The sequence below is a fragment of the Lysobacter sp. Root494 genome (genome assembly GCF_001427225.1).
In the GTDB taxonomy this organism is placed as follows: Bacteria; Pseudomonadota; Gammaproteobacteria; order Xanthomonadales; family Xanthomonadaceae; genus Agrilutibacter.
Genome location: NZ_LMFH01000005.1, coordinates 129,827 through 142,742 on the forward strand (window position 1 = coordinate 129,827; position 12,916 = coordinate 142,742).

Sequence of the window (12,916 nt, forward strand, 5' to 3'; positions counted from 1 at the left end):
GCGCTACGGCATCGTCGCGGACGTCCCGCTACAGCGCGGCCGCAATCAACTCATGCGCGTGTGCCAGTGAATCCACGATCCGATGTCCCAGCACGCGAGCGGCTTCATCCGGAATGACGAGATCGGGCACCTGGATCGGCGTCATGCCGGCGGCGAGTGCGGCACGCACGCCGGGCACGGAATCCTCCAGCACAACGCAGCGCGACGGTGAAACATGGAGTCGCTCCGCCGCGAGCAGGTAGATGTCTGGCGCGGGTTTCGCGTGCACTACGTCGCTGCCGCTGACCACCGTGTCGAAGTGCGGCAACAACCCGCAGCGCTCCAGCTTCTGCATGGCGCGCTCGCGACGGGTCGAGGTCACCACCGCGCGGGGAATGCCTCGCTGCCCGAGTTCCGCAAGTAATTCGAGCACGCCGGCCTTGAGCGGAAGTCCGGCTTCCACGTGCCGGTCGTAGCGATCGTGCACGTCCTGCAGCAGCGCTTGCAGTTGTGTTTCATCGAGGCGCTCGCGCAGCAGCTCCACGCAGACGCGGTCGGACAGGCCGACGAACGACAGCCACAACGCGTCGTCGAGATGGTGCAGCCCCAATCCATGCGAAGCCTCGCGCCAGCACTGCAACAACGCGCGCTCGCTTTCGATCATCAGTCCGTCCATGTCGAACAGCACGGCGTCCGGGGTGAAGTCCACTGGGGTCATGAAGGGAAGCGTCCGAGGCCTGGCTGCAAATGATAGATGGCGCTCGAGTGCCGCGCGGGATCCGCCCTTCTCCCATGGTGTTCGCGGCGTTGTTGCTCCTCGGCGCGGGTCCCGACTGGATGCACCCGCCCACGCTGGCTATCCCGTGCAGTGGCGATCCGCCACGTGGAGCGCCTCGTCGACAATCGATAGACCTTCGCGCAACGACGGCTCGTCGATGGTGAGTGGCGGCACGATGTGCAAGCGGTTAGATGCCACGAAGGGCCATAGCCCGCGCCGTTTGCAGGCGGCGGCGAGCTCGGTCATCGGCGCCTCGGCGGCGCCGGCGGCATTGAACGGCACCAGTGGCTCGCGGGTGCGGCGGTCGCGGACAAGTTCGATCGCCCAGAACGCACCGAGCCCGCGCACGTCGCCTACACAGGGATGCCGCTCCTGTATCGCTCCCAGTGCCGGCGCAATCACGTCTTCGCCCAACGAGCGGGCGCGGGAGATGAGGTCCTCTTCCCTGTAGATGCCGATGCATGCGACTGCCGCCGCGCAGGCCAGTGGGTGGCCGGAGTAGGTCAATCCACCGGGATAGGCGCGCGTGGCGAAGCCGGCGGAAATCGCTTCGCTCATGATCACGCCGCCCAAGGGAACGTAGCCCGAGTTGACGCCCTTGGCGAAGGTGATGAGATCCGGAACGACATTCCAGCGATCGATCGCGAACCATTCGCCACAGCGGCCAAAGCCGCACATCACTTCATCGGCGATCATCATGATGCCGTGTTCGTCGCACAGCGAACGCACGCCCTGCAGGTAGCCGTCGGGCGGCACGAGAATGCCGTTGGCGCCGACCACGGTCTCCAGCAGGATCGCGGCAATGGTGTGCCGGCCTTCGGCCGCGATCGTGTCCGCGAGATGTGACAGTGCCCGTTCGCATTCCTCCGCGGCGCTGGCGGAATGGAACGCGGAGCGATACGGATAGGGTCCCCAGAATTTCACGAAGCCGGGAGCAGCCGGCTCCGAGGCCCAGCGTCGTGGATCGCCGGTGGCGCTGATCGCACCCGCGGTCGCACCGTGGTAGCTGCGGTACGCGGTCAGGATCTTGTGTCGCGCGGTATGCAGGCGCGCCATGCGGATCGCGTTCTCGATCGCTTCCGCACCTCCATTGGTGAAGAACACGCGGTCCAGGTTGCCTGGCGCGATCTCGCAGATCAGGCGCGCCGCTTCGCTGGTGACCTCGTTGGCGTGGTACGGCGCGATCGTGCACAGCTTTCCGGCCTGCGCCTTGATCGCGGCAATCATCTTCGGATGCTGGTGGCCAACGTTGACATTGACCAGCTGGCTGGAAAAATCGAGCCAGCGTTGTCCGTTGTCGTCCCAGAAATGCGCACCCGCCGATCCGGTGACGACGGTCGGTTCCAGCATGGCGTGCGACGACCAGGGATGCAGCACATGCCTGCGATCGCTATCGCGGGCGGCCGACGATTCCGCGCTCCTTGCAGCCGCCGCCGCTTCATCGCGGACACTCTCGAGGGTGGGATCGGACATTGCGATCGCCGCGATCAGGGAATGAAGGTCTGTTCGGGATCGTCGAACGACTTGAACTCCAGCGCGTTGCCCGACGGGTCGAACAGGAACATCGTCACATGCTGTCCCGGTTTCCCCCTCAGCCGCAGATGCGGTTCTTCATGGAAGGCGACGTTCGCGGCTTTCAGCCGCCTGGCAAGCGATTCCCACGACGAGCGGTCGAGGTTCATGCCGAAGTGCGGAATCGGCACGGCTTCGCCGTCGAAGCGTCCGCCCTGCAACGGCTGGCATTCCGCGGAGACATGCGCGACGAGGTGGTGGCCGAAGAAGTCGAAGTCCTGGTACGTGATGTCGCTTCGGCCTTTCGGACAACCGATCACATCGCCATAGAAGTGCCGCGCCTCGTCGAGGTCGCGCACGGGAAAGGCGAGATGGAACTGCGTGATCCTGCCTTTTGCGGGCACGCTGGCCAAAGACTCGACAGTCATGGGTTCGCTCGTCGCCGCTCCGCTCATGACAACGCCGCCGGCCGTTCGATACAGGCATCGAAGATGTTCTGCCAGAACAGATTCCACGCGGTGATGCTGCGCTCGTAACCTTGCGCAAGTTCCGGCAAGGCGGCGGGTTCCTCGCGTATGTAGTCGTCGATGGCCTGGCGCGTCAGTTCGCCATGGATGATGTCCTGCTCGCCTGCGTGGATCGTCCAGAATTCCCAGTCGATGCCGTTCGAGGGATCGCGCATGTACGGATGTTCCTGCAGGTGCTCGAACATGACCGAAAGGTAGGTCTGGCACAGGCACTCACCGCCCATTCCGCGCAGGCCCACGCCGAATGCCGGGCTGCGGCGCGACAGTTCGTCCGTCAGTTCGCCGAGGATCACGTGGTTGGCGGGCAGGGGACGCTCAAGCTGCTGCCGTTCCACGCCGATGCTTGCAAGGAAGCGGTCATAGATTTCCGGATGCGCCCGGTGTGCATGCCCTTCACCCAGTTCCTCGGCGAGGATCTGGCTCAACAGGCTGCGCAGGCCACCGAAGGGCAGCTTGGCCACGAGCACCGCGAGGTCGCTGATGTAGTCGATGGTGAAGAAGCGGTATTGCGTGCAGAACCGCTGCAGCGCATCGACGGGAAGATGCGGAAGCACCTTCATCTTCTCGTCGGCGAGTGCTTCCGTTGCCTCTTTCGCCTCGTCGGCGAATTCCCAGAAGCTTTTCCGATCCAATTCGCCCGACTGCAGGGCGATGGAATGAATGAAGGGTGCTGCTGGCGTAGTTAGCTTCTTTTGAAATGACATGCGTTCATCCTGCGAGCAACCCCCCCGCAGCCCTAGTGTCGACAATCGAATGTGCAGGGATGAACAAGATTTCGTGGGCGCGCGCCACGGTTTTCACGCCTTGTCGACGCGTATGTCTCAGTTCACGGAAGCGGCAGCGGATTGCGTGTGTTCGCTGCAGGGATATGCATGCCCCATGCAGCCAATTCATCTTCCATGATCGAAACTGCAACGCCTGCGCTGCCCGGTGCAAGCCGGCAGCATCGAATGCTCGAGGTAAGCCCGCTACATGAACACGCAACGTCCGGAAAAAAACATCTGCGTGAATCTGCTCTGGACCGGCGGCTGGGACTCGACATTCCGCTTGCTGCAGCTGTTGCTGCGGCATCGCGTTCCGGTCGTTCCCCACTACCTGGAAGACCCGACCCGACCATCGACGCAGATCGAGCTGGAGACGATGGCCCGCATCCGCGATTGCCTCCGCATTGCCTACCCGCACACGCGCGGGCTGCTGCAGCCGCTGCGCATCGCATCGGTCGGCAACGTAGCCGAGGACGCGGAGATCGACCGTGCGTTGCAGGACATCCGGGAGAAGGTGTTCATCGGCAGCCAGTACTCATGGCTTCCGGCGTATTGCAAGCACGGCGCGATAGGGAACATGGAACTGGGCGTGCATGTCGACGACAAGGTGCAGGCACTGCTGCGTTCGTTCGCGATGGAGTTCGAGCATCCTGCCGGCTTCCACAGCATCCGCGTCGACCCGAGGCACTCAGGCTCCCCGGAATTCACGTTGTTCGGTTACTTCAGCTTTCCGCTGTTCCACATCGACAAGGTGGGAATCGGCCGGCAGGCGACAGCCGAAGGCTGGGACGCGATCATGGAGATGACATGGTTCTGCCACAGGCCGTCGCATGGAAAACCATGCGGAATCTGTGCGCCGTGCGTTTACACGATCGAGGAGGGACTGGCGCATCGCATTCCCGCATCCCGCCGCGTGTTGTCTTATTTCTACCGCCGTTTCGCCTTGCCCATGAAGGCGCCGCTACGGCGGATGCGTACGTCGTTGCATGGGCACCGCGCGGGTCGTCGCCGGTCCGCGCCCGGCACTAGTCGTCACCCTTGAATAATGGTGGCCGACATGCACCAACGGAACATCGACCAGGACTTCGTCGCCAGCATGAACGCCGCCAAGCAAAAAAGCCCCGCGATGCGGGGCTTTTTCACTCTGTCGCGGGGCGCGGAGTTACGCCTCGACTTCATCCCTGTACGCATCCACCGGAATGCACGCGCACATGACGTTCTTGTCGCCGTAGACGTTGTCGACACGCGCGACCGGCGGCCAGTACTTCTGCTGCTTCAACGAAGGTAGCGGGAAGGCGGCGAGTTCGCGCGGGTAGGCGTGCATCCACTCGCTCGCGGACACGGCCGTCGCGGTGTGCGGGGCGTGCTTGAGCGGGTTGTCCTCGCGGTCGAGCTTGCCTTCCTCGATGGCGCGGATCTCGTCGCGGATCTGGATCATCGCGTCGATGAAGCGGTCAAGTTCGTGCTGCGATTCGGATTCGGTCGGCTCGACCATCAGCGTGCCGGCGACCGGGAAGCTCAACGTCGGCGCGTGGAAGCCGAAGTCGATGAGGCGCTTGGCCACGTCTTCGGCGCTGATGCCGGTGGCGTCCTTGAGCGGACGCAGGTCGAGGATGCACTCGTGCGCGACCAGGCCATTGCGGCCGGTGTAGAGCGTTTCGTAGTGCGGCGCCAGGCGCTTGGCGATGTAGTTGGCGTTGAGCAGCGCGACCTGGGTCGCCTTGCGCAGGCCTTCGGCGCCCATCATCGTCACGTACATCCAGCTGATCGGCAGGATCGAGGCGGAGCCGAAGCTCGCCGCGCTCACCATGCCGACGTCGCCATTGCCCACGCCCTGCGTACGCAGGCCGTCATTGCCCAGTGCGCGCGGCAGGAATGGCGCGAGGTGCGACTTCACCGCGCACGGACCGACACCGGGGCCACCGCCGCCGTGCGGAATGCAGAACGTCTTGTGCAGGTTGAGGTGCGAAACGTCCGAACCCCACTTGCCCGGCTTTGCCACGCCGACGAGGGCATTCATGTTGGCGCCGTCGGTATACACCTGGCCGCCGTGCTTGTGCACGATCTCGCAGATCTCGACGACGTCTTCCTCGAACACGCCATGCGTCGAGGGGTAGGTCATCATGATCGCGGCGAGGCGGCCGCTGTACTTCTCCGCGTTGCGGCGGATGTCCTCGATATCGACGTTGCCGTTGCTGTCGGTCTTGGTGACGACGACGGTCATGCCGCACATCTGCGCCGATGCCGGATTGGTGCCGTGTGCGGAATCGGGGATCAGGCAGATGTCGCGGTGTGCTTCACCGCGCGAGCGGTGGTAGGCGCGGATCGCGAGCAGGCCTGCGTATTCGCCCTGCGCGCCGGAGTTCGGTTGCAGGCTTACCGCGTCGTAGCCGGTGCATTCGACCAACATGGCTTCGAGGCCTTCGATCAACTCCCTGTAACCCTGTGCCTGTTCGGCCGGTGCGAGCGGGTGGAGGTTGCCGAATTCCGGCCACGTCACCGGGATCATTTCCGCGGTGGCGTTGAGCTTCATCGTGCACGAGCCCAGCGGGATCATCGTGCGATCCATCGCCAGGTCCTTGTCGGCCAGCGCGCGCATGTAGCGCAGCAGTTCGTGCTCGCTGTGGTGCGTGTTGAAGACGGGGTGGGTGAGGAACGCGGACGTGCGACGCAAGCCGGTGGGGATCGCGTCGGCAGCGGCCTTGTCGAGCACGTCGATGTTCGATGCATCGGCGCCGAACAACGATGCGAGGGCGGCGACGTCTTCGCGCGTGGTGGTTTCGTCGAGGCTGATGCTGATGCTGCCGGAGTCGATCGCGCGGAGGTTGATCTTCGCGGCCTTCGCCTTCGCATGGATGGAAGCCGCGTCGATGCCGGTGACATGCAGCGTGTCGAAGAAGTCCGGGCCGACGTTCACGCCGGCCTTGCCCAGCGCGGCGGCGAGGATCGCGGCGAGGCGGTGCGTGCGCCGTGCGATGCGGGCGAGGCCCTCCGGGCCGTGGTAGACGGCGTACATCGAGGCCATCACCGCGAGCAGCACCTGCGCGGTGCAGATGTTGGACGTGGCCTTTTCGCGGCGGATGTGCTGTTCGCGCGTCTGCAGGGTCAGGCGGTAGGCCGGCTTGCCTTCGGCATCGATCGACACGCCGATCAGGCGGCCCGGCATCGAGCGCTTGTACGCATCGCGGCAGGCCATGAACGCGGCATGCGGGCCACCGAAGCCGAACGGCACGCCGAAACGCTGCGAATTGCCGACGACGATGTCGGCGCCCCATTCGCCGGGCGCGGCAATGAGCGTGAGTGCGAGCAGGTCGGTGGCGACGGCGACCAGGCCCCCGCGCGCATGCACGGCATCGGCCACGGCCTTGTAGTCGCCGATCTGGCCGAAGGTGTTGGGGTACTGCAGCATCACGCCGAAGGCGTCGATGTTCAGCGCATCGGCGTCGTTGCCGACGACGATTTCGATGTCGAGCGGTTCGGCGCGGGTACGGATGACTTCGAGCGACTGCGGGTGCACGCCGTTCGAGACGAAGAACACGTTCGACTTCGACTTGCACGAACGCTTGGCCAACGTCATCGCTTCGGCCGCCGCGGTGGCTTCATCGAGCAGCGAGGCGTTGGCGATCTCCATGCCGGTGAGGTCGGCGCACATCTGCTGGAAGTTGATCAGCGCTTCCATGCGGCCCTGCGAGATCTCCGCCTGGTACGGCGTGTAGGCCGTGTACCACGCGGGGTTCTCGAGGATGTTGCGCAGGATGACGTTCGGCGTGTGCGTGCCGTAGTAGCCCTGGCCGATGAAGGAGCGGAAGACGTGGTTCTTCGAGGCGATCGCGCGGATCTTGGCGATGGCTTCGACTTCGGTCACCGGATCTGGCAGCGCCAGCGGCGCGGCGGACTTGATCGAGGCGGGGACGATCGCGTTGGTCAATGCATCGAGCGAGTCATGGCCGACGGCGCGCAGCATGTGCGCGATCTCGGCGTCGTTGGGGCCGATGTGACGCTCGAGGAACGCGTCGTGGTGTTCAAGGTCGCGCAGGGAGGACTGGGTCATGGCGGGCATCCGTCAGCAGGGATGAGGGGAGCGTCTCTCCTGCCGTCATTCCCGCGGAGGGAAATCCAGTGCCCTTGTCGTTCGCGCGGATTGCCGCGACGGGACGGAAGTCGCTGGGTTCCCGCCTTCGCGGGAACGACGGGCAGAAGCCGAAGCTTCCGTTCGTGCCCCTCTGTCCTTCTGCCTGAGAGTTTGGGAAGCGGGCGGGAGGGGAGGAATCCCGACCGTGCTTCTTGCCCCTTCGGCGCCGGTTCTCGCTACCACAACGTGCGAGCCGGTCTCTCCAGAGTGTTTCGCGACACGGAAGTACGTGGGCCTGAGCGATTCCGGGCGGTTGCGCCTTCGGCAGCGGACCTTGCCGATGACGCCGGCCGGCCTGCTTCTCCCACCGTGTGCGTGGAAGCGGGAATTATAGCGGGTGGCCTTTCACCGAGGGGTTTCAGGGCGCCGTTCAGGCCGCCGGTCGTCCCGTGGCCGCCGGGAAACGGGGTCGGCGAACGCCGATCGCCTTCCACGGGGCTGCTGGACGGATGTGCGTGCGCTGTACGCACGTTTTTTTTTCAGGGATCTTCGTGCGCGCCGTGCACGTTACGACAGGTCCCTGGCTTCCGCAGGATCAGCCATCCTGCAACTGCGTCGGACGGCATTCCTCGCCACGCGCCACGTGCACGCGATTGCGGCCAGCCGCCTTCGCGGCATACATCGCCTCATCGGCGTGCTTGAGCACGGTCTCGACGCGTCCCGCGCCTTGCATGCAGGCGACGCCGACGCTGACCTTCGGCCGGATGTCCTCGCCCCAATCGCCGGACAGCACCAGGCCATCGATACGAACGCGCAGGCGTTCGGCGACCGCGGCCGCGCCTTCGATGTCGGTATTGGGCAGCAGCACGCCGAATTCCTCGCCGCCGATACGGCCGAGCACGTCGCTGTCGCGCAGTTCGCGGCGGCAGGCCTCGGCGACGGCCTTCAACACCTTGTCGCCGACGTCGTGGCCAAAGCCATCGTTGATGCGCTTGAAGTAATCGATGTCGAGCATGAGCATCGCCATCGGAAGGCCATAGCGGTTGGCTCGCGAAAATTCCTGGCGCGCGGTTTCCAGCAGGCTGCGGCGGTTGCGCACGCCGGTCAGCTCGTCGGTGGTCGCCTGTCGCGCGAGTTCTTCCTTGAGTCGGTAGAACTCGGTGAAGTCGGTGGAGATGCCCAAAAGGGAAACGACGTCGCCCTGCGCGTTGCGCTGGGGAATCTGCACGACCCAGAAGTGGCGGCGCTCGCCTTCGGGCGTGGTGGAGATCTCTTCGCCCGATTGTGTCTCGCCCGTTTCGAAGACGGCATCGTCGAGCACGCGCCAGTCCGCGGCGACTTCGGCCGAGACCAGTTCCTCGTCGGTGCGGCCGATCAGTTCACCGGGCGTGCGGCCGACGACCGCGGCCATCTTCGCGTTGGCGTAGGTGTAGCGACGCGCACGGTCTTTCGTGTAGATGCAGGCGTCGACGTTTTCCAGCACCGATTCCAGGAGCGCATTCTTCTCGCGCAACTCGGATTCCAGGCGCTTGAAGTGGGTGATGTCGGTGGAGATCCCAGCAACGCCGGTGATGCGGCCGCGCGCATCGCGTACGGGTGTCTTCACGCTGAAGTAGGTTCTCGTATCTGCTCCCGGCATTGCCAGGTGTTCCTCAGTTTCCAGGCGCACGCCGCCTTCGATCACTCGACGGTCGTTGCGCCAGATGGCACGCGAACCCGGTATGTCCCAGAACCGGGAATCATCGGCGCCGATCACCTCGTTGGGCGCCGCTCGGTACAACGCGTGCATGGCACGGTTGGCAAAGATGTATCTGCCTGCCAGGTCCTTCGCATAGACGAACGCCGACAGCTCGTTCATTGCAGTACGCAGGATGCGCAGTTCTGCGATCAGCCGGCGGGCGCGACGACGCTGGACAGGCATGGGAGGCAAGGTAGCCACGGGGGTGTGGAGCATCAATGACGATCTGGCGCCGTTTCGTGACGCGAGTTGCAGAAGCATTGCGAAGCAGTGCGCGTTTGCGATCAACGGTTGGCGAGCGGTCATCGCCGTGGGCGATATCCCCCGGAATTCGCGGGGAATAACGCCCAGCCGCTTGCCTCGCAAATGCCGCCGTTTCACGGGTTGCAGATGCCGGATGGCACGGGTCTGCTGTCGGGCGGATCGCTATCCTTTTACGCATCGCGCTCGTCGAAGCCGCGCTCGGGAGAGAGCCATGATCCAGCCGCCGCCCTTTGCTTTGCGACAGATCGATCATGTCGTGCTGCGCGTGGGCAATGCAGGCCCCATGGTCGACTTCTATTGCAACGTGCTCGGCTGCAGCGTGGAGCGCCGGCAGGAAGCGATCGGGCTCATCCAGTTGCGCGCGGGACAGTCGTTGATCGACCTGGTGCCGGTCGATGGAAAGCTCGGGCAGATGGGTGGGGCAGCGCCTGGCGTCCAGGGCCGCAACATGGATCACCTCTGCCTGCGTGTGGAGCCTTTCGATCGCGATGCGATCGTCGCGCACCTGCAGGCGCATGGCGTGCGTATCGGCGAATTCGGATCGCGTTACGGCGCGGAGGGCGAGGGGCCATCGCAGTACCTGTTCGATCCGGAGGGCAACCTCATCGAGCTGAAGGGACCGCCGTCGCCGTAATCGCGCCGCGCACGCGTACCATTCGCCGGCCAAGCAAGTCGACGCAATCATCGCAACCGCAACAACGTGCGCCTGGCGCACGCTACTGGAATTCCCCACGCCATGGCCGACGCCGCGTCATCCCGATTGCCGTTCCGCCGCCTTGCCCTGCTGCTCGGTGGCCTGGCGATGTTCGGGCCGTTCTCGATCGACACGATCTTCCCCGCGTTCCCGGCGATGGGTGCGCAACTGGAGGCGGACAAGATCGAGATCCAGCAGACGATCAGCGCCTATCTCGTCGCCTACGCGCTGATGAGCCTGGTGCACGGACCGCTCTCGGATGCGATCGGACGCAAGCGGGTGATCCTCGGGGGGCTGATCGTCTTCACCTTCGCATCGATCGGCTGTGCGTTGTCGCGCGACCTGCCGATGCTGCTGGCCTTCCGCGCATTGCAGGGATTGTCCTCGGGCGTCGGGCTGATCGTTGGCCGTGCGGTGATCCGCGACGTGCTGCAGGGCGAAGCGGCGCAACGCCTGATGAGCCAGGTGTCGATGATCTTCGGCATCGCGCCGGCGATCGCGCCGATCATCGGCGGGTGGATCCTCGGATGGACCGCGTGGCCGGTGATCTTCTGGTTCCTTGCCGCGTTCTCGGTGCTGCTGCTCGTCGTGACATGGGTGGGCCTGCCGGAAACCCATGCGAAGGAAGCACGCCTGCCGCTGCGGGCGAAGTCGCTGGTGCGCGATTACGTTTCCATCTTCGCCAATCCGCGCTTCCAGCGCCTGGCGGGTGCAAGCGCCTTCAACTTCGCCGCGTTGTGGTTGTTCATCGCCTCGGCGCCCGCGTTCGTCGTCGACCATCTCAGGCTGGGCGAAGGCGACTTCGGCTGGTTCTTCGTGCCGATGATCACCGGCATGGTGACGGGTGCGTTCGTGTCCGGACGCACGGCAGGGAAAATCAGCGGCGAAAGGCTGGTGCATTTCGGCTTCATCGCCAGCGCGATCGCGATGCTGCTCAATCTCGCCTACACGTTGCTGGTCGACGTGCCGACGGTGCCCTGGGCGGTGCTGCCGATCTCGCTCAACGCGTTCGGCATCGCGCTGGTGTTCCCGATCGTCACCCTGGCGATCCTGGACATGTATCCGCGCCAACGCGGGTCGGCTTCGTCGCTGCAGGCGTTCACCAGCCTGGTGCTCAACGCGGTTATCGCGGGCGTGCTGTCGCCACTGGTCAGCGCGCACGTGTTGTGGATGGTGGGCGTCGCGATGGTGTTCCTGGCGATCGCGTTCGGCCTGTGGACCTGGGAGCGACGGGTGTCGCAGCCGCTGTTGGCACCCGCGAGCGAAACCGAAACGGTGCCGGGCGAAACCCTCTAAGGGGACGGACGCTGCTTACGCGCGCCTGCGCCTGACGAGCCAATAGACCGGCAGGCCGGCCGCCACCAGCACGATGCCCCACAGCAGCGATTCGGTACCGATTCCGGCCAATGCATACGCGCTGTAGAGCAACGCGAGCAAGGCGACCACGCGGCCGCTGCGATCGCCGCGGCGCAGCCACGCCGCGCTGCTGACGAGATACGGCAGTAACGTCGCCGCAGTCGACAGCAGGATCGCGAAGGTGAACAACTGCACCAGCGACTTGCTGAAGTTTGCGAACACCAGCAGCGTCGCCAGCGTGCCCGCGATCAGCACGCCGGTAGCGGGCGTTCCGCGCGGATCCAGTCGCGCGAACACCGACGGCATCACGCCGTCCCGCGCGGCCGCCATCGGGACCTGCGCCGAGATCAGCACCCAGCCATTCAACGCGCCAAGACACGAGATGGCGGCAACTGCGGCTATGCCGATGCCGGCCACCGGTCCCCACAACGAACGCGCGGCATCGGCCATCGGCGCCGAAGAGGTCGCGAGTTGTTGGGCGGGCAACAGGCCGAGCACGGCGCTGCAGGCCAGGATCGTGGCGAGGCCCGCGAGGCAGGTGCCGAGCACCGTCGCGCGCGGCACCGTGCGTTCCGGATTGTCGATGGAGCCGGCGGGCACGGTCGCGGCTTCAAGGCCGAGGAGGGCCCACAACGTGAGCGCGACCGTGGCGTTCACCGCGTGTGGCAGCGGTTGCGCGCTTGGATTCAGCGGTCGGTAGTAGCTGCCGTCGACGAACCAGATCGCGATCCCACCGAACACCAGCAGCGGTAAGAACTTCAGCACCGTGAGCACGACCTGCGCGCGTCCGACTTCGCGCACGCCGGCCAGGTTGATCGCGATGCACGTCCACAGGGCAACGAGCGCGCACGCGGCGGAACGGAGCGGTGTCGCGGTCAGGCCAGGGAAGATCGAGCCCATGCTGCCCGCAAACGCTACTGCGATCGCGGCATTCGTCGTCCATGTCGAAATCCAGTAACTCCACGCGATCACGAAGCCGGCCAGGTCGCCGAAGCCCACGCGCGCGTACGTGTACGGACCGCCGGTCTGTGGCCAGCGCGACGACAGCTTCGCGAACGTCAGCGCCAGCATCACTGCGCCGAACAGCGTGATGGCCCAGCCGATCAGGCTAGTGGCGCCATACAGTGCCAGCGACGCGGGCAACAGGAATACGCCGCTGCCGATGATGCTGCCGACGACAAGGGCCGTTGCGGACCAGAGGCCAAGGGGGCGGTTCGCGCTCATGCAGGCCT

10 protein-coding genes and 1 riboswitch are annotated in these 12,916 nt (G+C 65.1%); of the genes, 3 read left to right on the forward strand and 7 right to left on the reverse strand.

The genetic code is table 11. From position 1 onward, the window contains the following. Positions 1 to 28: 28 nt before the first annotated feature. The 4 genes from ASD14_RS03895 to ASD14_RS03910 form a co-directional block, all read right to left on the reverse strand. Complete coding sequence (locus ASD14_RS03895) at positions 29 to 697, reverse strand: HAD family phosphatase (RefSeq protein WP_056129298.1); 669 nt, start codon at positions 695 to 697, stop codon at positions 29 to 31. A 138-nt stretch (positions 698 to 835) separates the two neighbouring features. Continuing rightward, complete coding sequence (locus ASD14_RS03900; RefSeq protein WP_056129301.1) at positions 836 to 2,230, reverse strand: aspartate aminotransferase family protein; 1,395 nt, start codon at positions 2,228 to 2,230, stop codon at positions 836 to 838. Between the two features lie 14 nt (positions 2,231 to 2,244). Further along, entirely contained in the window at positions 2,245 to 2,697 is a 453-nt protein-coding gene (locus ASD14_RS03905; protein ID WP_056132054.1) for a VOC family protein, read from the reverse strand. 23 nt (positions 2,698 to 2,720) lie between these two features. After that, positions 2,721 to 3,500, reverse strand: a complete 780-nt coding sequence (locus ASD14_RS03910; protein WP_082538727.1) for an iron-containing redox enzyme family protein — start codon at positions 3,498 to 3,500, stop codon at positions 2,721 to 2,723. A gap of 268 nt (positions 3,501 to 3,768) precedes the next feature. Between ASD14_RS03910 and ASD14_RS03915 the strand changes: the two genes are divergently transcribed. Further along, a complete protein-coding gene (locus ASD14_RS03915; protein ID WP_056129306.1) occupies positions 3,769 to 4,602 on the forward strand; it encodes a hypothetical protein in 834 nt (277 codons plus the stop codon). A gap of 120 nt (positions 4,603 to 4,722) precedes the next feature. Here the strand turns inward: ASD14_RS03915 and gcvP are convergent, their stop codons facing one another. Both gcvP and ASD14_RS03925 read right to left on the reverse strand, forming a co-directional pair. Then, positions 4,723 to 7,620 carry an aminomethyl-transferring glycine dehydrogenase gene (gene gcvP / locus ASD14_RS03920; RefSeq protein WP_200947015.1) on the reverse strand — a complete coding sequence of 966 codons (2,898 nt, stop codon included), beginning with the start codon at positions 7,618 to 7,620 and terminating at the stop codon, positions 4,723 to 4,725. Between the two features lie 153 nt (positions 7,621 to 7,773). Then, positions 7,774 to 7,908: riboswitch (glycine riboswitch) on the reverse strand. 319 nt (positions 7,909 to 8,227) lie between these two features. Then, positions 8,228 to 9,553: a sensor domain-containing diguanylate cyclase gene (locus ASD14_RS03925; protein ID WP_162247670.1), complete on the reverse strand. Its 1,326-nt coding sequence runs from the start codon at positions 9,551 to 9,553 to the stop codon at positions 8,228 to 8,230. Between the two features lie 292 nt (positions 9,554 to 9,845). Between ASD14_RS03925 and ASD14_RS03930 the strand changes: the two genes are divergently transcribed. Together ASD14_RS03930 and ASD14_RS03935 are read left to right on the forward strand one after the other, a co-directional pair. Beyond that, positions 9,846 to 10,268: a VOC family protein gene (locus tag ASD14_RS03930; RefSeq protein ID WP_056129314.1), complete on the forward strand. Its 423-nt coding sequence runs from the start codon at positions 9,846 to 9,848 to the stop codon at positions 10,266 to 10,268. A gap of 102 nt (positions 10,269 to 10,370) precedes the next feature. Continuing rightward, complete coding sequence (locus tag ASD14_RS03935; protein ID WP_056129319.1) at positions 10,371 to 11,624, forward strand: multidrug effflux MFS transporter; 1,254 nt, start codon at positions 10,371 to 10,373, stop codon at positions 11,622 to 11,624. 15 nt (positions 11,625 to 11,639) lie between these two features. Here ASD14_RS03935 and ASD14_RS03940 read toward each other — a convergent pair whose 3' ends face one another. Next, the gene (locus ASD14_RS03940; protein ID WP_056132056.1) at positions 11,640 to 12,908 is read right to left on the reverse strand and encodes an amino acid permease; all 1,269 of its coding nucleotides are present in this window, start codon (positions 12,906 to 12,908) and stop codon (positions 11,640 to 11,642) included. Positions 12,909 to 12,916 lie beyond the last annotated feature (8 nt).